Source organism: Quyinboa sediminis, assembly GCF_042219855.1.
In the GTDB taxonomy this organism is placed as follows: domain Bacteria; phylum Bacteroidota; class Bacteroidia; order Bacteroidales; family UBA5342; genus JBHJHP01.
Genome location: NZ_JBHJHP010000009.1, coordinates 90159 through 116502 on the forward strand (window position 1 = coordinate 90159; position 26344 = coordinate 116502).

Genomic DNA, 26344 nt, shown 5'->3' on the forward strand with positions numbered 1-26344 from the left:
AAGCAGGACCTGTCTTGATTCCTGTGTCTTGATTCCTGTGTCTTGAATCTTGTGTCTGATAATTAAAACTTATCCTTATCGTAGTCGTATTTATGAAGAATATGTCCCATTCTGTCCCGCTTGGTTTTCATGTAAAACTCGTTGTATTTATTGGGTTTGACTTCCAGCGGAATGTTTTCAACGATCTCAAGTCCGAACGCCTGAAGTCCAATGCGTTTTACGGGATTATTTGTCATCAGTTTCATCTTTCTCACACCGAGGTCGCGCAGAATCTGTGCTCCCACGCCATAATCCCTCTCATCGGGATCAAATCCCAGATGGACATTGGCTTCTACCGTGTCCAGGCCTTGTTCCTGAAGCTTATAGGCTTTGATTTTATTCATCAGCCCTATGCCACGTCCTTCCTGGTTCATGTACACAAGAATTCCCTTCCCGGCTCTTTCAATGGTCTGCATGGCAATATGCAGCTGCTCTCCGCATTCACACCGAAGGGATCCAAAAATATCTCCGGTTACGCATGAAGAATGCACCCTGACAAGCACCGGTTCATCTTCGGTCCATTCACCCTTAATCAGCGCAATATGCTCCTGCCCGTTCGACTTCTGCATAAAGGGGATGAGTTTAAAAATGCCGTAATTTGTCGGCATCTGTACTTCCTCTCCACGTTCAATCAGACATTCATTCTGCAAGCGAAATGCAATCAGATCTTTGATGGATATCAGCTTCAGATCGAACTTTTCAGCAACCTTTACCAGATCCGGAAGACGTGCCATTGTACCGTCGTCGTTCATTATTTCAACCAAAACCCCAGCAGGCTGGAGTCCCGCCATTCTGGTCAGATCAACGGCTGCCTCGGTGTGACCTGCCCTGCGAAGCACACCTTTGGTTTTGGCACGAAGTGGAAATATATGTCCTGGTCTTGCCAGTTCTTCAGGTCTTGTAGCGGGTGATGCCAAAGCAGCAATCGTTTTGGCCCGATCAGATGCTGAGATGCCGGTGGTACATCCATCTCCAATTTTATCTACCGACACGGTAAAAGCTGTTTCATGTATGGCATTACTTTTACCCACCATCATATCCAGGTTCAAATCATTACATCTTTCTTCGGGCAGTGCCACACAAATAAGCCCCCTGCCATGAATGGTCATGAAATTTACAATTTCAGGCGTAATCTTATCTGCTGCGCAGATAAAGTCGCCTTCATTCTCCCTGTCCTCATCATCCACAACGATCACAAGTTTTCCCTCACGAATTGCCGCAACGGCATCTTCAATCGGATCCAACCTGAAAGTATCCTCGCTCATTTTTTATTTTTTTTAAAAATCTTCTTAATGAATAAATAGTAGTTCTCCACATTCATAATAACTGAATCGCTGGTAGCCTGCCGGGTAAGAAATATGCCGATAGGCAGCAATATCATTGTACTCAGCCAGGCACCAAGATAAGCTGAGTGCCCTCCGTTCACCGTTAAATGACGCCCAAAATTATCAATGATATAATAGAGTACAAAGAAAAATACCGATAAAACAACGGGCAGTCCCAATCCACCCTTCCGGACAATAGCCCCCAGGGGCGCTCCGATAAAAAACATGATAAGACTAAGTAAGGCCAGCGAAAGCCTGTTATTCAGCTCAAAAAGATGCCTTCGTGTGTTATACATAATATTCTCCTCCTCCCTGTCGCGTTCCATGATATCATTCTTGACTTTTCTGGCAGATTGTAAGGCAAAATTTATCGTACTTTCCTGTTCCCTTTTCCCCATCATCACAAACAGGCTATCCAGATTATAACTGGTATTATTGCCATGCGGATTAATAATGTTTTTAGCCCTGTTATCCGGAATATTCTTATGGTATGCAAACTTAATCTTTGATTTATAAAACAATTCTGCACGCTCATTGTCCATATTAACCAATGAATCGTAGGACTCAGCCAGTTGCGAATAGTTTTTACTGAAATACTGGTTCTTGGCGGCATCTTCACTGCTTTTTTTGAAATTTTCATCGATTTCAAACAGAACCGTTTGTTTCTGGAATGTATCCCGCCTGAACGGAGCAGGGTATTCGTCGTTTTTAGAACGCTTGTTTTTTTCCTGACGTACTTCACCATAGGTCTTACCGTCAAAAAGAGTGAGAATTAAATGGCGTTTATCATCTGTTGTTTCCATTAATCCGGAATCGGCCCTGGTAACCGTTGGTTCATTATTATCCCTCTGGTCGTAGATCATAACATTATGAAGCATGCCGGTTTTTATATCTTTATCACCGATCCTGACAGTCAAACCCGGAATATCGGTATTAAAAACTTCATTTTTGAATGATAACTCCGGCTTCGCTCTCTTAATATCATAAATCAGCACCCGCATTTTCCGGAATGCCTCAGGATAAACATCGTTGTTAAAATACAACATGGCCACACTGATAAAAGTAACCAGTATAATGACCGGGGTCATTGCACGAAACAAAGATACTCCAGCCGCTTTTATAGAGAGTAGTTCCAGCTTTTCCCCCATACTTCCAAAGGTCATTAAAGAAGCAAGCAGAACCGAAAGGGGTACGCTTCTGGGTAATAGGGTCAGAATAGCCTGAAATACAAATTCAAGCACCACCATTGTATCAAGTCCTTTTCCTACAAGATCATCAACATACAGCCACAGGAACTGCATGAATAACACAAAAATAGACACAAAGAATGTGGCAATAAGTGGTCCGAAGAATTTTTTAAGAATATAGACGTAAAGCCTTTTCATTATTCCAAATTTCAGAGCGCAAAATTAATAATTAAAGCGGTGTAAAAAAACAAGCAGGCTCATCTAAGACGAACCTGCCTGTTAAATATTGTGTACTAATGTATTATATTCCTAAATTATGCTTTAGTTTATCGACCTGTGTATCCCAAAGTTCTTTGGCATCACTCACTTCTTCCTTCTCCGCAAAGTCTGTAATTACCAGGGCTACTTCATTGGTAAGTTCATCTGTTGTCAGCTTGAATTCAAAGTAGGTTTTGGGATCTTCATCCTCTGTCCACTTAAAACGGGCAAAAACATTGGTTCGTTTGGCGATGAGCTCGGCCACCTGTTCGGCACCGTCCCAGAAAAATGTATATGTTTTACCATTAATATTAACGTCGTCAGCAAACCAGTCTGACAATCCGCTTGGAGTACTTAGCATGGGGTAAATGACGCTAATTGACGCATTAACTATGTATTCCTGCTCAAATCTTACTTTTTGTTCCATTAATAATTAATTAATCAGTGGCGGAATATAGAACTTTTTTTTCAGTAAACAAAACACATGAAAGTTTTACAGAACGGGAAGGGCCTAAATAAATCACATGTTTTATAACAATGTTTTTAAATACATCGCCCTCAAATTATAATTCCTTGGATTTGAATGAAATATTGAATAATTTGCCGGCTGCTTGAAAAAGTACATGTAAAATTTCTAATCTATAAATTCACTATCCCATGAAAGTTTATAAATCGGATGAAATTAAAAACTTCTCTTTGCTGGGCAATTCCGGCTCTGGGAAAACCACCCTTGCAGAAGCCATGCTGTATGAGGGTGGAGTAATTAAACGCAGAGGCACAATAGCAGGAAAGAATACCGTTTCGGATTATTTTCCTGTGGAGCACGACTATGAATACTCGGTGTTCTCAACGGTTCTGTACACAGAATGGCAAAACATGAAATTGAATTTCATTGACTGTCCCGGCTCTGATGATTTTATTGGTGGAGTCGTTACGTCTCTTAATGTAACTGATACTGCATTAATGGTTATTAATGCACAAAATGGTGTGGAAGTTGGTACAGAAAACCACTTCAGATACACGCAGGAAGAAAAAAAACCTGTGATCTTTGTTGTAAATCAGCTTGATCATGAAAAAGCGGATTTTGACAAGACCCTGGATTCCCTTAAAACACAGTTCGGTTCAAAAGTTGTGGTAGTACAATATCCTGTAGCTACAGGCACAGGATTTAACGCCCTTGTTGACGTACTGAAAATGAAAATGTACAAATGGGGTCCTGACGGAGGGACACCTGAGATTCTTGATGTACCGGACGATCAGAAAGCCAGGGCCGAAGAACTACACAATACGCTGGTAGAAGCAGCAGCTGAAAATGATGAGGCTTTGATGGAGTTGTATTTCGAAGAAGGCTCTCTTAACGAGGATCAGATGAGGGAAGGCATACATAAAGGGCTCATCATGCGTGATATTTTTCCGGTATTCTGCGTTTCGGCAGGAAAAGATATGGGAACCCGACGCTTATTGGAATTCCTGAGGAATGTTGTCCCTCTGGTGTCAGAAATGCCAAAACCCCAGACCAGTAAGGGCGAAGATATCAATTGTGATGTTAACGGACCTACTTCACTTTTTGTATTTAAAACATCAATTGAACCGCACCTTGGTGAAGTTTCCTATTTCAAGGTCCTTTCCGGAAAAGTAGCTGAAGGTGACGACCTGATAAATGTTAACAGAGGTTCAAAAGAACGCCTTTCACAGCTGTATTGTGTTGCCGGTCAGACCAGAAACAAAGTCAGCGAACTACAGGCTGGTGATATAGGTGCTACCGTAAAACTGAAAGAAACAAGAACCAATCATACCCTCAATGCCAAAGGAACTGAAATTAAACTCAGTGCCATCCATTATCCCAATCCCAAATACAGGGTTGCAGTAAAGGCAGAGAATGAATCGGATGATGAAAAACTGGGTGAAATTCTGCAACGGATGCATGAGGAAGACCCAACCATCGTTATTGAATACTCCAAGGAACTGAAACAGGTTATCATCCACGGTCAGGGTGAGTTCCATCTGAAAACACTGAAATGGCGAATTGAAAATAACGATAAACTGATCATCAGGTTTATCGACCCGAAAATTCCTTACAGAGAAACCATTACCAAAGCTTCACGTGCAGATTACCGACACAAGAAGCAGTCAGGTGGTGCCGGACAGTTTGGCGAAGTACATTTAATTATTGAACCATACGAAGAAGGCATGCCGGAACCAACCATGTATAAGTTTAACGGTCAGGAATTCAAACTCAACGTCAGGGATAAGAATGAAATCCCGCTGGCCTGGGGTGGTAAACTGGTATTCTATAACTGTATTGTAGGTGGTGCCATTGACGCCCGTTTCCTTCCTGCCATCCTAAAGGGAATCATGGAACGTATGGAGACCGGACCGTTGACAGGTTCTTATGCAAGGGATATCCGGGTTTGTATTTACGATGGTAAAATGCACCCGGTTGACTCGAACGAAATATCATTTAAACTGGCCGGAAGAAATGCCTTCAGCATGGCATTTAAAAATGCAGGACCAAAAATTCTTGAGCCTGTTTATGATGTTACTGTGTGGGTTCCTTCTGACAGAATGGGAGATGTAATGAGTGACCTTCAGGGACGTCGTGGTATGATCATGGGCATGGAAAGTGAAAAAGGGTTTGAAAAGCTCAGTGCAAAAGTACCGTTAAAGGAAATGAACTCATACTCAACGTCTTTAAGCTCAAATTCAGGTGGCCGCGCACGCTACACCATGGAATTTGCAAGCTATGAAAAGGTACCTCCTGAGGTACAGGATATTCTTCTCAAGGAATATGAAGAATCAGAAGACGAAGATTAATCTGCTTAATTTTTTATTGTCACAAAGAGCTTCCCATGCCGGGAAGCTCTTTGTCGTAAATAGATCATTATTTGTTTGTTAATTATTATAAAAAACCTTTGGCACAGACAATAATATATATGTATAAAAGTTGTTTTTTAAGATTAAATATTACTTTTGCAGGAGCATAAAAAACTGCAAAAAGTATAGTAAAAACAGACAAATGAACAGGTTGATTTTTGTAATAATTGTTTGGATATCTTTTTGCAGTATTGGTTTTGGGCAGTACAGGTTGGCTGTAGGTGGTGCCTATGGAGGTAATTTTTATCTGGGTGACGGAAATCCCAGTTATCCTTTTTTGCAGGTGCAGGATCAGTACGGAGGTTTGGTACGGATTCTTCTGACACCGCGTTATGCACTTAAGGTGAATGGTTACTACGGCACCTTAAATGGGTCAACAAAATACTCATCCAACTATTTACCGCACGATGCCAGTTATGCATTTTCAAAGAAATTCTGGGATATGGGACTTAACCTGGAGTATAATTTCTTTCCTTTGAGCAGTGCCAAAGGTGAAACCAATTATGACTTCACACCATATATCTTTACAGGATTTGGCATGACCCTTTTGACGGGCGGTAATAACGGAATGGTTGTTGCACCGCACCTGCCGTTTGGCGGAGGTGTAAAGTGGAAGGTTTTGGAAAACCTTACTCTGGGAGCGGAGATAGGAATGCGAAAAATGTTTACAGACGAATTAGATACATACAGTACCGGTGATGTTTTAAATGATCCGTATAATCTTAACGGATCTTCTGTTATAAACAACGATTATTACACCTGTTTTGGCATTTTTGCCACAATAAGTATCTTTAAACACAAATGGCGTTGTGGCAGTGGTTCATATAACTAAACATGAAAAAGGAAGAATCATACAAAGACAAAATTAACCTGGACAATCTACCCAGACACATTGCAATCATAATGGATGGTAATGGTCGCTGGGCAAAAAAGAACGGTACAGACAGAATTTTCGGACATAAAGAAGGGTTGGAGAGTGTAAAAACCATTACGGAAGCCGCCGCGGAACTTAATCTGGGTTACCTCACCCTGTATGCTTTTTCAACAGAAAACTGGGGAAGACCTTCGGATGAAGTGAATGCACTGATGGAACTGCTGGTAAACGGTATTGATACAGAAATTGAAAATTTAGTCAAAAATAACATAAAACTTTCTACTATCGGGTGTAACGAAATGCTCCCTCAGCACGTTTACAAGAAAGTAGAAAATGCTTTGAAAGCAACATCAAAAAATACCGGATTGGTTTTAACCATTGCGCTGAGCTATAGTTCAAGGTGGGAAATCGTGCACGCCACGCAGAAACTGGTTAAAGATGCACTGGATGGTAAATTCAGTGCAGAACAGATCGATGATACGCTTTTGGAAAGTTATCTCACAACAAATGGCATGCCTGATCCCGAGCTTCTGATCAGGACAAGTGGAGAACTGCGGGTAAGTAACTTTTTACTTTGGCAGGTTGCCTATTCCGAATTCTACTTCACTGATATCAACTGGCCTGATTTCAAAAAAGAGGAGTTTTACAAGGCTATCTATGAATACCAGAAAAGAGAAAGACGATTTGGAAAAACCAGTGAACAAATAGCTCAAGGAAACACAAAGTAGATTATGATTAAACGCACTATACTGTTATCACTTGCATTTTTATGTATTATTTCAGGTTTGTTTGCCCAGACATCGGTTAAACCTGAAATTTATTACTCAGCTCCCCGGAAATACACCATTGGAGGGATCACCGTTACCGGAATTAAACATTACGAGGAAAATCTTCTTATTGCTTATTCCGGACTGTCCGTAGGAAGTGAAGTATCCATTCCGGGTGATGACATTACTTCTGCCATTAAAAAATTCTGGAAACAGGGCCTTTTTTCAGATGTCACAATAACTGCTGACAGTATTGTAAATGATAAAGTTTACCTTAATATCCAGCTTCAGGAACGCCCAAGGCTATCGGTTATCAATTACCACGGTTTGAAGAAAAGTGAAATTACCGACCTGGAAGAAAAAATCAGCATGATAAAAGGTGCCCAGGTGACACCAAACCTTATCAACAACACCCAAAAAGTAATAAAGAACCATTTCGTTGAAAAAGGATTTCACAACACGACCGTCACCATTCATCAGAAGGATGACCTGAACGCTGAAAACCAGGTGATCATTGACATCTTTGTCGACAAAAAGGAAAAAGTGAAGATCGCTAATTTTATTGTTGATGGAAACGAAGCCATGACCTTCAATAAGATTAACCGTGTAATGAAGAAGACCAATGAAAAGAATAAACTGAGAAACTTCTTCAGAACCAAAAAATTTATCACTGAACAGTATGATGAGGATAAAGTAAAACTCATTGATAAATATAATGAACTGGGTTACCGCGATGCGATTATAGACGTAGACAGCATTTATCCCGGTGAGGAAGAAAATACAGTTAACGTATATATTAAGGTGGATGAAGGTGACAAGTACTATTTCAGAAATCTGTCATGGGTGGGAAATACGAAATACACATCCGAACAGCTGGCACAACAGCTTCGTATTAAAAAAGGTGATGTGTATAATCAGAAACTGCTGAATGAACGCCTGAATACTGACGATGACGCGATCAGTAACTTATACCTCGATAACGGCTATCTGTTTTTTAACCTTACACCTGTGGAAGTGATGGTTGATAATGATTCCATTGACCTTGAGTTCAGGATGATGGAGGGTACCCAGGCTACTGTAAACAAGGTCATCATCAATGGAAATGACAGAACACACGAACAGGTTGCCCGACGTGAATTAAGGGTTAAACCGGGACAGTTGTTTTCAAAAGACAATATTATCCGTTCGGTAAGGGAACTGGCTCAAATTGGGCAGTTTGACCCGGAACGCATTGAACCGATTCCAAAGCCAAACCCGGAAGACGGTACGGTTGATATCGTATTTAACCTGACTGAAAAGGCAACCGACCAGGTTGAATTAAGCGGTGGTTGGGGAGCCGGAATGTTTGTGGGAACACTCGGACTCTCTTTTAACAACTTCTCTATCAGAAACATTTTCAATAAAGAGACATATCATCCGTTACCATCCGGAGATGGACAGACCTTAAGTTTAAGAGCTCAAACAAACGGAAGAATATATCAGTCCTACAGTTTGTCGTTTAACGAACCATGGCTGGGCGGTAAGAAACCAAATTCCTTATCCGTTTCGATGTATCACTCGGTTCAAACCGACCTGAGTGCAGCTTACAGCGCTTACAGCAATCCATACTATGGCGGATATGGCAGTTATGGCTACGGATCATCCTATTACGGAGGCTACGGCGGATATGGTTATGGAAATACAGATTACGGAGGGTACAGTACACTTGAGGACTATTTCCGTAACTCGGAAGCATCAAAACATATGTATGTAACCGGTGCATCTGCTGGTTTAGGCCGAAGGTTAAACTGGCCTGACGACTTCTTTACCCTGTACAATGAATTATCGTATCAGCGTTACGATATTAAAGACTGGTATTACAGTTCATTCGGATTTAAAAACGGAATTTCAAATGTTCTGAGTTTCAATACGACATTATCCAGAAACTCCATTGATAATCCTATATTTACCAGAACAGGATCACAGTATTCGTTTTCTGTTCAGTTAACACCACCCTATTCACTGTTTTCAAATACAGACTTTAAAGCAGTATCGGATCTGGCAAATGGTGTTACAACAGACGATCCTGCAGTACTGGAAGCCAATGCACAGATACTTAACAGGTATGTTGAATACCATAAATGGAAATTCAAAGGAGCCAATTTTACGCCACTTACAAAAGACATGAAACTGATTCTTATGGCTAAGGCAGAATTCGGATATCTTGGTTATTACAACAAATACAAGACATCGCCATTTGAAAAATTCCGGGTTGGTGGAGATGGCATGTCCGGTTACAGTTTATATGGCTCAGAAACCATAGCCCTGCGAGGTTATGAAAACGGCTCACTCACACCGATTGAATATTATTCTTCAGGAAGTGCAAAAGAAAACGGAAATATGTACGTAAAATATACTGCAGAATTAAGATATCCGTTAGTACTGGAAACATCATCCACCATTTTTGCACTGGCTTTTCTTGAAGCAGGTAATGCTTGGAGCGACTGGAAGAATTTTAATCCTTTCACCGTAAAACGATCGGCAGGTGTTGGTGTTCGTATATTCCTCCCGATGTTTGGATTGATGGGTATTGACTGGGGATACGGTTTCGACAATGATGCAAGCGGACAAAAGGGTGCCAGTCAGTTCCATTTCGTTATAGGACAGCAGTTTTAGAGTTTGGCAGGGTTTTTGTTTTGAACCAGAGAAAACAGATGATTATGAAAAAAATAACAGTAGCAATTTTTGCAATACTTTTAACAGCAGCTTCAGCATCTGCTCAAAAGTTTGCGTTCATCGACAGCGAATATATACTGAAAAATATTCCGGCGTATGAATCGGCACAGGACCAGTTGGATCAGGCTTCAACAAAATGGCAACAGGAAGTGGAAACCATGATGAATGAAGTTAAAACCATGTATCAGAATTACCAGAATGAACTGGTGTTTCTTTCTGAGGAAATGAAGGTAAAACGTGAAAATGAAATTATAGAGCGTGAAAAAGAATCTCAGGAACTGAAGCGTAAGTATTTCGGCCCCGAAGGTGAACTCTTTAAAAAACGCGAAAGCCTTATCAAGCCAATTCAGGATGAGCTTTACAATGCCGTAAAAGAGGTGGCTGATGAACGCGGTTATGATGCTATATTTGATAAATCAACAAGCAATAACCTGATCTATTCCAACTCCAAAAACGACATCAGTGATATCGTACTGGATAAACTAGGTTATTCCAAATAATTTGTTACTTTTGCCACGTTAAATTAAAAAGAATCATATGAAACGATTGACTTCAATCTTATTTGCTTTAACCATATTATTATCCACTACAGCTTTTGCTCAGGATTTTAAATTCGGACATATAAACTCTCAGGAACTGCTTGCTCAGCTACCGGACAGAAATGCAGCACAGACTGAGATTGAAGCATACGCCTCGAAACTGGAAGAACAGCAGAAATCCATGGAAGATGAGCTGAACAATAAATATGAAGACTATCTTGCAAAAAGAGATACTTATACTGATCTGATAAAAGCCACAAAGGAAAAGGAGCTGCAACAACTTCAGCAACAGATTACAACCTTTAACCAGGTAGCTATGCAGGACCTTCAGCAGAAAGAAGCAGATTTGATTAAACCAATTATTGATAAAGTGCAGAAAGCCATTGATGAAGTTGGAAAAGAAAACGGTTTTACTTACATTTTCGATTTATCAAACAGAACAGTTCTTTATCATTCTACACAAAGTGTAGATGTTACACCTCTTGTGAAAAAGAAACTTGGTGTAGTGCAGTAAATTTTAATGAAAAAATATGCAAAGGTGCTTTTTTAAAGCACCTTTTTTATTACATTTGCATCCGCATTTAAGAAAATCTGAGTCGTCAGATTTTAACTAAAAGCCCGGATGGCGCCCCGAAGTATCGGGAGGTAGACACGCCGGAAAGAAAATATAAATGCCCAGATGGCGAAATCGGTAGACGCGCTAGTTTCAGGGACTAGTGTTCGCAAGGACGTGCAGGTTCGAGTCCTGTTCTGGGCACAAAGAAGCTCTCACATTAGTGGGGGCTTTTTTTATGTGGATACTTGAACAGGACGAGAAGTGAAGCGTAGCGGAATCCCGATGAACGGAGTGACGTCGGGAAGTCCTGTTCCGGTGACAAGAAGCTCTCACATTAGTGGGGGCTTTTTTTATGTGGATACTTGAACAGGACGAGAAGTGAAGCGTAGCGGAATCCCGATGAACGGAGTGACGTCGGGAAGTCCTTTTCCAGGCACTAAGAAGCTCTCACATTTGTGAGGGCTTTTTTTATGTGGATACTTGAACAGGACGAGAAGTGAAGCGTAGCGAAATCCCGATGAACGGAGTGACGTCGGGAAGTTCTGTTCCGGGCACAAAGAAGCTCTCACATTAGTGGGGGCTTTTTTTATGTGTATACTTGGACAGGACGAGAAGTGAAGCGTAGCGGAATCCCGATGGACGGAGTGACGTCAGGAAGTCCTGTTCCGGGCACAAAGAAGCTCTCACATTAGTGGGGGCTTTTTTATGTACATACTGAACAGGACGAGAAGTGAAGCGTAGCGGAATCCCGATGAACGGAGTGACGTCGGGAAGTCCTTTTCCAGGCACTAAGAAGCTCTCACATTTGTGAGGGCTTTTTTTATGTGGATACTTGAACAGGACGAGAAGTGAAGCGTAGCGAAATCCCGATGAACGGAGTGACGTCGGGAAGTTCTGTCCCGGTGACAAATAAGCTCTCACATTAGTGGGGGCTTTTTTTATGTGGATACTTGAAAAGGAGAATCATAAAGGCAATCGTAGAGACGCGATGAATCGCGTCTCTACGACAATAGCTGCAATTCAGATTCTATAAAATAAAACAGGGAATATGTCTTGCAAGCCTGTTAGTTCATTTATCCTTACTTCACCTCTGTTAAACTTTTTATTAAATCAATCTCCTGCTGACTATACACGGAACCATCCTTCCGGAATATATCATGAAACCATACCTCAGGTTCACTGCCATCGGGAACCGGCGTGTTCCACGCATAGATTGTATTTGTTTTTCCGGACACTAATCCCCAGTTAATAGCACCAATATTCTGCTCTTTTAATTCAGGCATCACATCAATAAAATTGCTTCCATTGGTACGTGCCATATATTCTGTGCATATCAATGGTCTGCCATAAGTTTTAAGCGTATCAATCGCGGCCTGATGCTTGTCCATAGTTTCGTAGTTATGGTAGGTTATAATATCACTGTGCTCAACCTGAAACTTATTCAGCTCCTTTAAGCTATAGAGCCATACGCCGGCTGTTAAGGGCTGCGATGGATTGACTTCACGTCCCCATTCAAAAACTTTCTCCAGAAGATTCATAGATCGGTTGCCCCAACCACTGTTACCCGGTTCGTTGTACAAATCCCAGGCCAGCACCCTTTTATCATCCTTATATGTACCAAGAATATCTTTTACGTAGGCTTCCAGCGCAATTAAAATGGATGGATCACGATGAATGATTGCACCGGGGTCCTGTACCCAACCTGAGTTATGTGTTCCAATTACAGGTACAGGTTGTTTACCTACTGAATACTCCGGGTTCCATACATCGTCGAAGATTACAAACAGAGTTTTTATGCCATGCTTATCGGCAATACTGAGGTATTCATTCAAACGATTTTTAAAACCCTCCTGATCGGCTCCCCATGCAGCATGGTGAAGGTAAACACGCATCAGGTTCATGCCAATGGAAGCGGCCCAGCCTAATTCACGATCCATCGTTTCAGGATCAAATGTTTCCGCCTGAAACATCTCCAATTGGTTAATGGCCGTACTGGGTTGAAAGTTACAGCCCCTCAGCCAACCCTGTTCTGCATACCATTCCTTTGCCTTTTGTTCACTCCATCGCTCACCTTTTGCAATCGATACAACTGTTTTATCATTTGCGCAGCTTGCCAGAAACAATCCCAATACTGCAATGATTAATACATTCTTCATGTCTCTATTATTATGGTTTGTTATTTAATGTATGGTTTATTGTTACGCCAGAATACAGGAACATAAGAAATGAACCATGTTTTACCGCTGTCGTTATTTCCCTGGTAAAAAAGATAAGTTTTACCATCCACGTCTTCAAAAATATGTGGATGCCCTGATTCACTTGAATTCCATGAGCCGGGATCGCCGTTACAAAGAAATGGTTTACTGGAGAGTTTCTCCCATTTAAAACCGTCCCTGCTCCGTGCTACACCAATTTGCTGAGGTTGATTATTATATGCCCCGGCGTAAAACATGTACAGATCGTCTCCTTTTTGTATAACCGAGGCTCCTTCGGTACAAAATCCTTCCCACGGATATTCCGGTTTTAATATTGGCTGAGCACACTGCTGAGACCAGGTTTCCCTTTTAAACCGGCCGTTTAACGGAGATGTAGCCACGCCCATAAACTGTGTTTTCATGGATGGATCGCGGGTTGCAAAATAGAGATAATACCGGTTATTAAACCGGTATACTTCCGCATCAATGGCCCTGCCACAGTTCCATTCTCCTGTCGGTCGGAAAACAGGATTCGTTTCATTGCGCGTAAAATGCAGTCCATCCGTTGACCAGGCATGGCAGATTGCATCCTCTTTCCAGTTTCCATAGGTCTGATAAAAGAGATGAACCGTATCATTCACCACCAATGCACAGGGTGCGCAAATTCCTTTTTGCTCCAATGTACCTACCGGATCAATCTCCCCTAGCTTAACCCAGTCGATCAAATTATTACTTTCAGCAACACCTATTCCCCAACCTTTCATTTCCGACCCGGATGTAACTCCGGGAGCACTGGTGTACATGAGGTATCGTCCCTGAAATTTTATGACATGCGGATCCTTGGAAAACGGAACACCCAGCCTGGAATCATCACCATAATGCATTTCCGGCTGAGAAAAAACCGTTTGAACCGAACAACTTATCAACAGTATTGCCAAAAATGTTTTCATAGTCCTAATACTTTCTTCTGATCTCAATGGCATTCAACACCGCCTGTCCTTTAACGGGATCAAACCGAACTGTTATACCTTCTTTCTGAACCATTACCGGCATTTTAAAATCAACTGCGGTGGCTGTTCCATACTGCTCTGCCAGGTTCAGATTCTCAAGCACCAGCATATCGTTTACATACACATTAAATATACGCTGTCCTGCGTTTTCATCTTTCTTATCATCCATATCAATTTCATAAGCCATGGCCTTGCGGTCTTCTGACGATGTTAACTCTGCAAACAGCAGGGTGATTTCATATTCCCCTGCAGGAACATCGGCTTTAAATTCCTCCACATTAGTAATCTGCGTCTGATAAATCGGATCGTTTTCTGTCCCTGATATAGCCCAGTCACTACCATAACTCTTTCCATAGTCCGGTTCGTAAGTTTTTCCACCAATACTACCCCAACTTCCCTTAACATATTTCTTCGAGGGAATCCAAACGGCGTTGGTAAGATCATCCCAGAATTCGCGTTTATCGCCGAAAGATACTCTTAACACCTGATCAACGTCAAAACCGGCAGTTTGTCGGGGCTGAATTGTGAAGTTAACTACCTGACCGTCTTTAAAAATATCCGGTGTTACCGCCTCAAGCTGATTATTACCCTGTATAAACGGTACATCCCAGCTGGCCTTGTAGTCCTTAACCTTCTTTACGCCAAGTGAAATTCCATTATGCATCAATTCCACCTCTGGCTGATTACTAAACACATTTATTTTTTGTGTAGAAACACTATTGCTGTTTTCATCTGCAAGTCCCGACCGGTAGAGACTTATCCCGGAGCCTATGGCAATAAACGGTTCTTTTAGAAGTGCCGCCTGATAAAAATAATAGCTGTCCTTGGGACGGCGATCATAGCTGACCAAACCTTTATTGTTAATGTGCGGTACCGCATCGATACGAAATTCGGAACTAAAATCGGCCAGATTCCAGACATTTGATCCGGCAACATAATCACGTTTCAATATTTCCTGTAAATAATGCTGATGATAATACTGCTGATATTCCAGGGTAAAGTCAAAACGTTCCGGTTCTGATGAACGCAGTCTCGGATCAGCTCCGGCACCGTATTCGGTAATTATCATGGGCATATCAGGCAAAACCCGGTGATGTCTCTCCAGAAAATCCTCAAATCCATGAATATTATTCCCATACCAACCCGGATATAGATTCCAGCCCGCAATCATCGGAATATCAGTAAATCCGTTGTCATGGTATTTATTAAAATCGCCGTGAAACGGAATCATGGTGTAGCGCTCCTTATCCATGGCCCTGGAAATGGAGTCCAGTTGAGATGCCAGATGGTGCAGGTTTTTAATATACACCTTTCTTCTCTCCGGCTGATCCCGGTAAAGATCGTGAATAAATACTTCGTTCATGTAGGCCCAGATGATAACAGATGGATGGTTGTAACTCTGATGTATCATCTCTTTCATCATGGTTTTACAGTTGTTGTAAAATGCTTCTGATTCCGTGATGTAATTTACGACAGGGATTTCAACCGATGCCACAATTCCGAGTTTATCACAGGTCTCCAGCACCCTGGGATCCTGAGGATAATGCGCTACACGTAAAAAATTACCACCCATTTCCTTTAACAATCGTACATCGTTTTCATGCAGTTTATCCGGCAAGGCATTGGCAAGATCTTTAAAATCCTGATGCCGGTTGACCCCAATCAGTTTACAGTGTTCGCCGTTGAGGAAAAATCCTTTTTCTGCATCAAACTTATACCAGCGCAATCCAAGCGGAGAGGAAGCCATATCTACAACCTCATTCTTCCTGGTTTTTAAGGAGCATTCTACCCTGTAGAGGTAAGGATCATCAACAGACCATAGTCTGGGATCGTTAACCTCCGGCATATCCATCATAACACTTCTGCTTTCTCCAGCCTTTAATTTTATACTTTGCTGAAAGCTGCTTACCACAACTCCGTTGTGATCTTTAATGACTACATCCAGAGTCATTTTTTGAGTTTGAGTTGTTTCATTTTTCAGCAGAGCCTCAACGTTCACCTGAGCCTGTTCCTTTGTAACGGCTGGTGTTCTGACATATATTCCTGAAGTACTATTCTGAACCAGATCAAAATGAACTGCTGATGTAGCGATCAAATGCACATCGCGATAAATGCCTCCCATGAAACTAAAATCAGCACCTAAAGTTGGAATATCTTTGTTGAACCGGTTATTCACTTTTACCGTAACACTATTAATGCTATCCTCCTTTACAAGTGATGAAATGGGAACCGTAAACGCCGTGTAACCACCTTCATGTCTGGCGGCAAATTGATTATTTATATAAACCTCTGCTTCCTGGTTAACCCCCTCAAAATGGAGGAAATAATACGAATCCCCCGAAGGAATATACAACTCTTTCCGGTACCACGCTTCACCACGATAATATCCTTTTTCGTCGTCGTAAATATCTTCGCTGTTAAAAGAGTGAGGCAGATTTATGGTTTCCCATTCAGTTGTTGCATTTACTTTTATTTCATCCCGTTCTCCCTTGAAAAAAAGCCAGTTGCTGTTTATAGTTCTGTCGCTTGCTGCGAAAGCAGTAACAGTTGTCAAAACGAATAAGATGCCGGCTATCAATATTTTAATCTTAGTCATTATAATATTTTTAGATCATATTGTTTTGATGCTTAAAACGCCGGAAGACTAATAAACCCTCTAATGTCTTACTAATCGTTATTTGCATCATCGTATTTTCACTATGCTTGAATTTAAATATGCTTCCTAACCTTTTGAAGGATTTAAATTTAACATTATATGCAGTTTCTATTACAAAATACACTTTAAACTTTTAGCTGCAACATGAACCTGACCTTGTCCCGATCATTTAAACCTGTACGAATTGAATACTAATACCGAAAATTTCCACTCTGTAACGCTACGTTAATCACATACCGGAAATTCTGAAATTCGCAGTGTTGTACAACCATAAGGAACCAGAACAATATCTTCTTCCTTCTCTCCGGTCTTTCTTGCCGGGCTTGAAGGGGATGGAATTTTCCCTGCCGAAGCCCTCTCCATGGTCCACATGGGCAATCGTTTCCCTTTTGTTTTCACCATAATCGGTGCATTTTCGAGGTTCCAGGGATTGGAGGAAATCTCGTCAGACACTTCAGCTTTTAATTTTTTACCATAAATTTCATCTTTAACCAGTGCAAAGTTCCATGGCGATTTTGGCAAAACTTCCCAGAATGTATCATCATAGCCTTCTTTCTCCAGTTCTTTCCATTCTTCATCTATCCGAAGTGCATAAACCAGTGGTCCGCGCTCAATACCCACTGAATTTTCATACCAGTTGCTAATACGAAAGTCCATATTGAGTTTAAGTACCACTTCGTCCCCGGAAGACCATTCCCTGTTTATAATGATTATATTATGAATTGATTTAGTATCAATTAATGCTCCGTTCAGTTTCACTTCAGCCTGCTGACACCACTCAGGAATGCGCAGATGAAAAGGAAATTCAACTTTCCCTGAAGTTTTTAGGGTAAACCTGATATCCTCTTTAAACGGATATGCTGTTGATTCGGTAATAGTTACCTCCTGCCCATCCCCGACTTTAGCAGTCACTTCAGAGGGTCCGTAAACGAGGGCTGCCAGTCCGTTTTCAGCTGTAGCGTACCACAGATTCTGTACAAACTTAGGCCATCCCTGGTGCATATTTGTGAGACAGCAAGGATATCCGCTGGTTGTACCAAATACAATTCTGCCGTTCCCGTCATTAAAGAAATTCCTATCCTCATCAGTCACACAAATCTGATTGGCCTGCTGAAAATACTGCTTCCGCATGTAATCATCTGTGCTTTGAGAAGGCAACACATTATATGCAATTTTTTCAAGGTAATCGGCATAATGCACATCACCTGTAACAGGGAGAATGTTTTCAAAACTAAACATCATTTCCACTGCAGAACAAAGTTCAGATCCCTGTGTCGGGTCGTTTCCGTGCAATCGTTCGTCTCCGCCATACATGCCGTTAACAAACCCATGACTATCCTGCAGAGCCGATAAACCGGATTTTACCGCATCAAGGTATTTTTGCTCGGGATGCTGCTGGTAAAACATGACCGGTTCCTTTAATCCCTGAGCCACATTAACACAATGTAAATCGGGAACCGGATTTAGACGGCGAATAGTATTATCCGAATACACTGTTGTCCAGTCAAACGTTTGCTGATGAATAATGTCAGCCAGTTCAAGCAGGAATTTATCACCTGTGATATTATATAACCAGTGAACAACGGCCAGATTATCACCTCCACGGCGATTAGCCCAGAATGTGACATAACCCAGTTCATTTTCCGGAAGCATTTTCAACTGGTAACGAAAATAGTTGGTCATCAATGTGATGACGCGTTTGTCACCCGTTGCCATATAATATTGCTGGAGCACCTTAAGCATCACCATTTTAGGCCACCAGTCCTCGCGCATTCCCTGTTGTGTTCCCGGAATGTGTTCATATCCTTCAGGGAGCGGACGAGGACCGAAATAGCCATCATCCTGCTGATTCTCAATGCTCCATTCGATCCATTTCTGTGCTTTGGCTTTTAAATCATCATCATCCAGAATATACGCCAGTGGTACAAGGCCATCCAGCCAGTAAGGTCCACGCTCCCAACCATCCCCGGTTCCACCAAGCCATCCGTTATCCGGACCACAAACCACGCTGTAAATACTGTCCAGATGACCAGTCAGACCATCACGCTGAAGTTCCAGCATTTTCAAAAGCATTCCCTGTGGCCTTATTGCACCAAGGGGCAAAGATGTGTAAGGCTGTGCCACCAAAGGTGCCTGATTTGTAATATAAAGGGTGTTGCGCCTATCCTTAGCATTTGTAATTGGAAACAGGAAAACAACAACAAAAATTATCAGTATAAACTTCTTCATTTTTTTGTCTGCAAATGGTTAGTAAAAAAGATAGTCAGGAAATTTATCCGGGTCGGCAGTCACCTTTACACCAAAAATATGGCCGGTCTTCATCCCCTCAGGAGCCTTAAACTTCACAGTTACTTTATCCTTTACCCCGGTCATTTCAGGGCTAAGTTCATAAACTTCTTCATAATATGTTAAAGGCCACCTTTCATAAAGGTTCTCCGTTTTAACAGGCTTATTGTTAACGTACAGTTCAACGGCCTGGTTCCGGGATGCACCTCCCCAGTAAGTAACAACAAGATAATTTGGGGTGAATCCGGGATTGATTTTCAGATCATAGGAGAACCAGCCATCTTCTTCAGCATAGCGGCCAATGCGATTGTTTTCCCAGAAATGACGGTCATCTTTAATTGCTGACCTTATCATTCTCTCGCCCTTAAGGTTGTGTGATTTTTCATCATTTTCCGATGACGGGTTCACCTCATCCTGAACCACCTTTTTGCGGAAAGTCATTTCATCAGAAGAATAGATTTTCCAATATACAGAATAGCGCTGATGGTGCATTTTGTAATATGGGATAAGGCTTATCTCTTTGGAGCCACCATTTAATTGACCTGCATTATGGGTTATAAATTTTAACGGATCCCTTTTATCCTGTTTAATCCAGTTCGTTAAATCAATTTTATCGGCTACAAACACCGGGATATCTGCTGTTTCTGTGATCCAGTCGTTATAATGCAATGCCCTGCTGACCAAATCGCTTCCCGGCATTTTATCTTTTCCAAGTTCACCGGCTAAAACAAGCGGGCCATAAAATATGCTGCTCAGATACGGGTCATCGTTGGAATTTTCAAGATACAGATCCATGGGCATCTCAATCTTGATTACATCATCTGCTTTCCAATTGTGTGTCAGGCGGATATAGCTACCCTGCACGGCTTCAAATGCTACCGGTTCATTATTGATCCGGATTTTGGGTAAGCGTTTTGACCAGGCAGGATAACGGAGATAAACCTGGTGATGAAAAGATTGGTTCTCATCTATCTTAATTGTTATGATATCATCTTCAGGGAAAGCTGTTTCCATGGTACATTTCAACCCTTTTTCTTCCCAGTTCAGTTGAGACGGGATAAACAGGTTCACGTACAAATCCCTGTTATTATGTAAAAATATAGCCTCCCCGTATTTGGAATGATTCTCCATCCCCGTTCCGACACAGCACCAGATCCCTTCCAGATCGAAACCATTGCTGTACGATTTAAAAGAACCCGGCTTCAATGCGGTGTAATACGTTACGCCACCGCTTTCAGGGTCCTGTGATGCCAGAATATGATTGTAAAGGGTCCGTTCGAAGTAATCCATGTAACGCAAATCACCCGTGGACTCAAAATAATTCAGCGATACTTTCAGCATGTTGTACGAATTGCAGGTTTCGCAGGAGGTAAATCCCAGACGTTCTGTAATCTCTCCCGGTCGCCCAAACCTTTCGTAACAGCTGTTTCCACCAATGCTGGTGGTATGATCGCGATAGACCATATCGAGAAAATTTTCAGTAGCTTTGCGGCTAACCTCATCACCGGTTAACTGGTACTGCCTTGCTGTGCCAACAAATATCGGTATCTGTGCATTAGCATGCCGGCCATAAAGGATATCCTTCCCATTGGCAATATTCAGTACTACCTTTTGATGATTAAATTTCATGGAAACATCCATATAACGTCTTTCTCCGGTAAGGGCGTACAGGTCGGCAAATACTTCATTCATTCCTCCATGCTCCAGATCAAGCATCCCATCAAACAAATCCGGGTTGGCCTTTAATACAAAATCTGCAATTTCGTCTGCCTCTTCTCTGTATAGTTTCAGCGCTTTTTCATTTCCGGTATAGAGATAAGCATCCCGGAAAGCGGCCAGTTCCTTGTGTGTGCCATACCAGAAATTCCCTGACGTTCCTCCCCATGGATAGCCCAGTTCATCCGGAGCATCCAGTGTAAGTTTCCCACTCAATACAGTATTGAAAGCCTTCGTCCTCCAGGGGCGGAGATCCTTATTTTCGTCATGCATTTTCTCGTGGCACTGATCAATTACATCAATCATATAAGTGACACGCTCTAAAAAGCGTGCATCACCCGTCTGTGCATACATGAGCGAAATGCCGGACAGATAATGCTCCCAGTAGGCTGGACGCGTTCCTTCCGGTTGATTAGATCCCGGATATGGTCCTTTCTTTTCAAGGCCTGCCTGTCTGCGCTGGCGGTTAAGCATAAGGTCAACATCTGCATCGAGCAAATACTGCTGCGAGATTTTCATTGCAGTAAAAAATGGACTTTCCGGAAGCAGGCGAACATCTGACAAAGCAAAGGTTTGCCAAAGCTTAGGCCTGGCCGGAAAAACGACAGCTTTGTCATCAAGTTCATTCGCATGCACAGCCTGAACCGTTAGCATGATGGCCATCACCAGAACACTTAGCTTAATATAGATTGTATTGATACTAAATCTTTCCATTACAAAAAACATTCTATCATGTATGTATTACCAGGATTACTAATTCAGATTAACCATGAACTTAGATACATAAATATTGTCCTCATTTGTACATCGGACCAGATAAACACCGGAACGAAGATTTAAATCTATGGTATGAAAGCTGCTTTTAACCACTTCAGACAGAATCTGCCTTCCATTGACATCGATAACCTGAAACTTGTATCCCTCTGCATTTTTTATGGTCAGCTGTTGTTTTGCATACCATGTTATAATATGATTTGCAGAAGATTCAAAAGTTTCATTCAAATCCGTATGAGGATCGTCTCCGGTTTTTGTTTTAACAATATCGTCAGTAGTCGTTATCTTAACACCATAAAGTGATAAAAGTCCACCCTTAAAAGTTATCTCCACAGCCTTTTTACCGTTTGTGAGATTTTTGGGAATCGGATAATACCGCACTGCAAAATCCAGTGGAGCAAGACGGGTAATACTTCCCTGTTGTGCAAACTCAACATTATCGGCATACATACTAAAGTTACCGTAACCGGACGGTTCCTGTCCAAAGTACGTAAGCTGAAGGTAATATTGTGTATCGGGATGCAATTCAGGATCAAGCAGGTCAAGCTTATAAGCTATAAAACCATCAGCCTGTGCATCGCGAAACCGGTGGTAGGAGTTTCCCCAGAACGGAAACACACCATAACCTGCCCCTGAAGCACTGTGACGTACATTATGATTCGCTTCACTAACTGCATTACCGGTCAGCACACGATCCGGAATAATGAGTTTTTCCATTTCCGCATCACTGCTGTCAGCTATTTTCCAGTAAAGCGTATATCGTCTGTGATGCGTATCATAAAATGGTTTTAACACATAGTTTTTTTCCAGTCCGTAAGTTTCAAATTCAAACTTACCTTCTGTTTTTCTCAGCCATGAACCTATACTGTCTCTTCTTCCGTTTAACTCCGGAAAATAATCCGGTAGATTCGGATTTGTAATATCCTGTTGAGGAGCACTGGAGCCTACGTCAGTCTGCCCCACTGCTCCCATGTCTCCTGCCAGCAGTACCGGACCATAAAACAGTGCAGACACATTGTAATCATCCGGTAAGTCTTCCATATGAAAATTGCATGGCAATACTATCCTTATTTCATCTCCGGACGACCAGTTTCCGGAAATTGTTATTTTTTCACCCGGTTCTGCCAATATGGTCTCCTGGTTACCGTTGATAAAAATCTTCATGCTCTCTTTTTCTGCCCATGAAGGATAGCGGATGAAAAATGATTTGTTGAAAGAACCGGCATCATTGATTGTTATATTAATCTCATCAGAAGCCGGGAAATCTGTTTTCATTTCCAGCTTTAAACCTGACTCTGAATCTGAGAGCGTTGAAGGAATAAACAGGTTTAGCAGTATGCCATCATCATTTTTAAAATAGATGGCATCAACGTATTTTACATGACTTTCCATACCAGTTCCAACGCAACACCAGAAATTATTGTAGAGGTTATCGTACATTTTGAACTGGCCCGGTAACATTCCTGTATAGTAAGTTATCCCCTCGCCTTCCACCGGAGATAAACAGGCCAGAATATGGTTGTAGAGTGTTTTTTCGTAGTAATCAAGATATTCATCTTTCCCTTCAAGTGTAAAAAGTCGTTTTGCAAGCTTCAGCATATTGTACGACGAGCAGGTTTCGCTGCTTCTTGTACCAAGCCGGTAGGTCAGCTGGTCCGGAATTCCAAATCGTTCGTTATTTCCGTTACCGCCGTCACACAAGGTATGGTGATCCAGCACCATATTAAAAAAGTTGTGCCCGGTTTTTCTGCTTGTTTCATTTCCACTGTATAAATAATTTACGGTAGAACCCAGGGCCATAGGCACATGAAAATTGGAATGTCTACCGGAAAGATCATCGACGTTATTACTCATACTTGTGGCAAAATTTTGCCTGGTAAAACGCAAAGCACCATCAAGGTATTTGGTATGGCCACTTAATGCATAAGCATCCGTAAGGGTTTCAACATATCCTCCATGTTCCGCCTCAAGTATTTTCTGCATATTGGCTTCATCAAAATTCTGCATCCACATTAAGAGCCAGTCGCTGAATTTTAAGAAGGCAATTCTCGCTTTTTCATTGTATGTGTACAAGTAAGCATCTCTGAGGGCAGCAAATATTTTATGATGTGCATAAAGGAAAATACCAACACCGTTAATATCCCACGGGTGCCCGTTCTCATCCCAACCACCAAGGGACACTTTTTTTTCTTTAGCCGTCTTATCAAAAGCCCATGTGGTACCATCGGCAAATGAAAAGAATCCATCTCCCATGACATCCTGAGCATCAGAAATGATATCAACACATTGATTAGCCCTGTTAAGTAATTCATTATCACCGGTTGCAGCATAACCCATTGATACCGCAGACAGATAATGAGCAAATGAACAGCCGTAACCGCCATCTTCCCAACCTCCGTAGTTGGAATACGTATTGATGCCTTTATTATATTTCAGGGTATTGGCAAACAGCCTGTTTACAACCAATGTTTTCAGATACCTTATTTCTTTATCCTGGGCCTGTTTAATTCTGCTGTTTGTTAACCGGACTTCCTGATAATCGTACGAATTCCATAAGGTTTCGATTGCCGGATCAACAGGAGATCCAAAATCCACCTTCTGTGATATGTATAAATCAGCTTTTCGTGGCACTTTACCCGGAAAGTCATTTCCAATATTTCCCAAAGCAAAGATATCCGGCTTATTATCTCCGTTAAAATCGTCTACAATGTATTGTCCCCCGCTCAAAGGCGCCAGTGATGACATATCGGGACTGTATCCTTCCGGCGTTGATTTAATGTACTGCATGAAACCACCCTCGCCGTCACCCAGAAGAACATAGGCTTTTTTGGTAATGCTTCCGTTTGGTTCAGATAGTTTATCTTTATTGTTTTCTCCGGCGTATATAATATCCTGGTTCCCATCCTGATTCATATCCGCTACTGCAACTGCGGCCTGCTCAACGCCCATAAAACCATTCGCTTCCTGTTCTGTAAAATGACCAGCACCATCAGAAAAGAAAAGAGCAACAGCATAACTTCCCGTGAAGGAAGAGTAATCAAAAGCGACCAGATCAATATGCTGGTCATTATTGAAATCTCCAAATTCAAATCGGGGTTTTGATTTAAAGCTGTAAACCGATTCCACTTTTGAGGCATTAAAACTCAAATCACCATTATTGATATAAACATATAATCCGTTCTGTTCATCAATTGAAACTATATCCAGTAAACCATCATTATTCAGATCCACGGTCTTTGTTTTCCCCTTTACTGTTCCTTTTAGTCCACTGACTTCTGTAGTTAAGGCAAAAGCGTTATTACCGTCATTCAAATATGTGTAAACTTTTTTAGGTCCACCAAATTGTACCAGATCATTGTGCCCATCATTATTGATATCAAGAAACATGATATCACCATCATATAATCCGTAGTCAAGATCCTGAAGTTTTACAAATTTTGTCCGGGAAGCTGTAACAAAACTTACTTCTGCAATAAAGGCCTTTGCATTTGTTGTGGTGGCAGGATATCCTGAGCCACCCTGAAATGCCATTAAAAACTTTTTATCTCCGGTTTTAAAATAAGCCATGCTCCCGTTATTCAATCCTGAAGCCGACAATACATTTCTCTCAAAACCATTGCCTGTGTTCCTAAGAATTGTGATAAAACTGGTATTGAAATCATTATAGTTTGGTCCCATAACCAGAATATCAGGCCTGTTGTCGGAATTAAAATCACCTGTAACAGCACATCCGTTTGTTGGATTAGCATACAAGCCTTCAAACGAAATACCGGAATTTGAGAATTGGTAGAAAATTGTATCCGTACTTGCACTTGATATCGCCGATATCATTATCCCTAATACAGTAAAAAACAGTAATCGTTTCTTCATTTCAATAATTTACAGATTTTAAAACTATTATTCTAAACCGGTTAAACAAAAAACAACAATCTTTTTTATATCATCAGTTTCATCGAAATCTATATGGTTTTTTCGACTGAATTCTAAAATTACCGCTTTATGTGGCTTAAATATTTTTATCAATTTTTTCAAATTTGTTATTGCAATATAATCTTTGTTCGGTTTCAGATATATAATTTCTGACGTGTTTGTTCTGATGGCTTCATTTATTTGTAATGAATTATACCTCCCGTTTGATCCGGTTCCTGATTCAAAATTTGTTATGGATGTAGTTTCTGAATAGCTACCATATGCACTTCCTTTACCTTTTGAAATCATTACCGATTTATACCTGATGTAATAATGTTGATCTGCAACCTTTACTTTTTCAAAAAAAGCCTCTCCAAAGCCATGAACAAAAACGGTTTTATTCACCACTATTGAATCTATGTTTTTGTAATTCGCAATCGCAAGTATTTCGTTATCTTTTAAAAACACGACCTGTTCATCCAGACTATTGTAATTCAGAGGAATATCTACTGTAGAGCCATCACTGAAAAAGATATTTCCTGTAACAAAATCATTAAAGTACATACCTTCAAAACCCTTTTCCTGAGCATGACAATATGCTACTGATGCGATAAGCATAAGTGCTGTAATGATATGTATCGTAATTTTCATTTTTTTCCACGGC

The 26344-nt window shown here is 41.3% G+C and carries 16 protein-coding genes and 1 tRNA gene; 7 read left to right on the forward strand and 10 right to left on the reverse strand.

Annotated features, from left to right (window positions below; translation table 11 throughout):
- Positions 1 to 62: 62 nt before the first annotated feature.
- From ACE1EF_RS18270 to ACE1EF_RS18280, 3 genes are all read right to left on the reverse strand, one after another.
- Positions 63 to 1304, reverse strand: a complete 1242-nt coding sequence (locus tag ACE1EF_RS18270; protein ID WP_375722143.1) for a bifunctional 3,4-dihydroxy-2-butanone-4-phosphate synthase/GTP cyclohydrolase II — start codon at positions 1302 to 1304, stop codon at positions 63 to 65.
- Positions 1301 to 2749 carry an LptF/LptG family permease gene (locus ACE1EF_RS18275; RefSeq protein WP_375722144.1) on the reverse strand — a complete coding sequence of 483 codons (1449 nt, stop codon included), beginning with the start codon at positions 2747 to 2749 and terminating at the stop codon, positions 1301 to 1303. Before ACE1EF_RS18275 ends, ACE1EF_RS18270 begins: the two co-directional genes overlap by 4 nt.
- Before the next feature lie 103 nt (positions 2750 to 2852).
- Positions 2853 to 3236 carry an START-like domain-containing protein gene (locus ACE1EF_RS18280; protein WP_375722145.1) on the reverse strand — a complete coding sequence of 128 codons (384 nt, stop codon included), beginning with the start codon at positions 3234 to 3236 and terminating at the stop codon, positions 2853 to 2855.
- Positions 3237 to 3466: 230 nt separating this feature from the next.
- On the opposite strand from ACE1EF_RS18280, the gene ACE1EF_RS18285 reads away from it, so the two are divergent.
- The 7 genes from ACE1EF_RS18285 to ACE1EF_RS18315 all read left to right on the forward strand — a co-directional run bounded on the left by ACE1EF_RS18285 (position 3467) and on the right by ACE1EF_RS18315 (position 11335).
- Positions 3467 to 5623: an elongation factor G gene (locus tag ACE1EF_RS18285; RefSeq protein WP_375722146.1), complete on the forward strand. Its 2157-nt coding sequence runs from the start codon at positions 3467 to 3469 to the stop codon at positions 5621 to 5623.
- A 202-nt stretch (positions 5624 to 5825) separates the two neighbouring features.
- The gene (porG, locus tag ACE1EF_RS18290) at positions 5826 to 6515 is read left to right on the forward strand and encodes a type IX secretion system protein PorG (protein ID WP_375722147.1); all 690 of its coding nucleotides are present in this window, start codon (positions 5826 to 5828) and stop codon (positions 6513 to 6515) included.
- Between the two features lie 2 nt (positions 6516 to 6517).
- Complete coding sequence (locus tag ACE1EF_RS18295) at positions 6518 to 7285, forward strand: isoprenyl transferase (protein ID WP_375722148.1); 768 nt, start codon at positions 6518 to 6520, stop codon at positions 7283 to 7285.
- Positions 7286 to 7288: 3 nt separating this feature from the next.
- Entirely contained in the window at positions 7289 to 9979 is a 2691-nt protein-coding gene (locus ACE1EF_RS18300) for a BamA/OMP85 family outer membrane protein (protein WP_375722149.1), read from the forward strand.
- A 44-nt stretch (positions 9980 to 10023) separates the two neighbouring features.
- Entirely contained in the window at positions 10024 to 10539 is a 516-nt protein-coding gene (locus ACE1EF_RS18305; RefSeq protein WP_375722150.1) for an OmpH/Skp family outer membrane protein, read from the forward strand.
- 37 nt (positions 10540 to 10576) lie between these two features.
- A complete protein-coding gene (locus tag ACE1EF_RS18310; RefSeq protein ID WP_375722151.1) occupies positions 10577 to 11092 on the forward strand; it encodes an OmpH/Skp family outer membrane protein in 516 nt (171 codons plus the stop codon).
- A gap of 159 nt (positions 11093 to 11251) precedes the next feature.
- Positions 11252 to 11335, forward strand: a tRNA-Leu gene (locus ACE1EF_RS18315).
- Positions 11336 to 12213: 878 nt separating this feature from the next.
- On the opposite strand, the gene ACE1EF_RS18320 is transcribed toward ACE1EF_RS18315, so the two are convergent.
- The 7 genes from ACE1EF_RS18320 to ACE1EF_RS18350 form a co-directional block, all read right to left on the reverse strand.
- Positions 12214 to 13290, reverse strand: coding sequence for a cellulase family glycosylhydrolase (locus tag ACE1EF_RS18320; protein WP_375722152.1), 1077 nt, complete (start codon positions 13288 to 13290; stop codon positions 12214 to 12216).
- Between the two features lie 20 nt (positions 13291 to 13310).
- Positions 13311 to 14279, reverse strand: coding sequence for a family 43 glycosylhydrolase (locus tag ACE1EF_RS18325; protein ID WP_375722153.1), 969 nt, complete (start codon positions 14277 to 14279; stop codon positions 13311 to 13313).
- A gap of 4 nt (positions 14280 to 14283) precedes the next feature.
- Positions 14284 to 16935 (reverse strand): glycoside hydrolase family 2 TIM barrel-domain containing protein, encoded by a 2652-nt coding sequence (locus tag ACE1EF_RS18330; RefSeq protein ID WP_375722154.1) that lies wholly within the window; start codon positions 16933 to 16935, stop codon positions 14284 to 14286.
- A gap of 285 nt (positions 16936 to 17220) precedes the next feature.
- On the reverse strand, positions 17221 to 19224 hold the full coding sequence (locus ACE1EF_RS18335; RefSeq protein WP_375722155.1) for a beta-L-arabinofuranosidase domain-containing protein: 2004 nt from the start codon (positions 19222 to 19224) through the stop codon (positions 17221 to 17223).
- Positions 19225 to 19242: 18 nt separating this feature from the next.
- Positions 19243 to 21711: a glycoside hydrolase family 127 protein gene (locus ACE1EF_RS18340; protein WP_375722156.1), complete on the reverse strand. Its 2469-nt coding sequence runs from the start codon at positions 21709 to 21711 to the stop codon at positions 19243 to 19245.
- A gap of 39 nt (positions 21712 to 21750) precedes the next feature.
- Positions 21751 to 25641: a beta-L-arabinofuranosidase domain-containing protein gene (locus ACE1EF_RS18345; protein ID WP_375722157.1), complete on the reverse strand. Its 3891-nt coding sequence runs from the start codon at positions 25639 to 25641 to the stop codon at positions 21751 to 21753.
- 27 nt (positions 25642 to 25668) lie between these two features.
- The gene (locus ACE1EF_RS18350) at positions 25669 to 26331 is read right to left on the reverse strand and encodes a hypothetical protein (RefSeq protein WP_375722158.1); all 663 of its coding nucleotides are present in this window, start codon (positions 26329 to 26331) and stop codon (positions 25669 to 25671) included.
- Positions 26332 to 26344 lie beyond the last annotated feature (13 nt).

Bases quoted from the DNA above. Each gene is read 5' to 3' on its own strand.
- ACE1EF_RS18270 (WP_375722143.1), bottom strand. From the start codon at position 1,304: ATGAGCGAGGATACTTTCAGGTTGGATCCGATTGAAGATGCCGTTGCG.
- ACE1EF_RS18275 (WP_375722144.1), bottom strand. From the start codon at position 2,749: ATGAAAAGGCTTTACGTCTATATTCTTAAAAAATTCTTCGGACCACTT.
- ACE1EF_RS18280 (WP_375722145.1), bottom strand. From the start codon at position 3,236: ATGGAACAAAAAGTAAGATTTGAGCAGGAATACATAGTTAATGCGTCA.
- ACE1EF_RS18285 (WP_375722146.1), top strand. From the start codon at position 3,467: ATGAAAGTTTATAAATCGGATGAAATTAAAAACTTCTCTTTGCTGGGC.
- porG (WP_375722147.1), top strand. From the start codon at position 5,826: ATGAACAGGTTGATTTTTGTAATAATTGTTTGGATATCTTTTTGCAGT.
- ACE1EF_RS18295 (WP_375722148.1), top strand. From the start codon at position 6,518: ATGAAAAAGGAAGAATCATACAAAGACAAAATTAACCTGGACAATCTA.
- ACE1EF_RS18300 (WP_375722149.1), top strand. From the start codon at position 7,289: ATGATTAAACGCACTATACTGTTATCACTTGCATTTTTATGTATTATT.
- ACE1EF_RS18305 (WP_375722150.1), top strand. From the start codon at position 10,024: ATGAAAAAAATAACAGTAGCAATTTTTGCAATACTTTTAACAGCAGCT.
- ACE1EF_RS18310 (WP_375722151.1), top strand. From the start codon at position 10,577: ATGAAACGATTGACTTCAATCTTATTTGCTTTAACCATATTATTATCC.
- ACE1EF_RS18320 (WP_375722152.1), bottom strand. From the start codon at position 13,290: ATGAAGAATGTATTAATCATTGCAGTATTGGGATTGTTTCTGGCAAGC.
- ACE1EF_RS18325 (WP_375722153.1), bottom strand. From the start codon at position 14,279: ATGAAAACATTTTTGGCAATACTGTTGATAAGTTGTTCGGTTCAAACG.
- ACE1EF_RS18330 (WP_375722154.1), bottom strand. From the start codon at position 16,935: ATGACTAAGATTAAAATATTGATAGCCGGCATCTTATTCGTTTTGACA.
- ACE1EF_RS18335 (WP_375722155.1), bottom strand. From the start codon at position 19,224: ATGAAGAAGTTTATACTGATAATTTTTGTTGTTGTTTTCCTGTTTCCA.
- ACE1EF_RS18340 (WP_375722156.1), bottom strand. From the start codon at position 21,711: ATGGAAAGATTTAGTATCAATACAATCTATATTAAGCTAAGTGTTCTG.
- ACE1EF_RS18345 (WP_375722157.1), bottom strand. From the start codon at position 25,641: ATGAAGAAACGATTACTGTTTTTTACTGTATTAGGGATAATGATATCG.
- ACE1EF_RS18350 (WP_375722158.1), bottom strand. From the start codon at position 26,331: ATGAAAATTACGATACATATCATTACAGCACTTATGCTTATCGCATCA.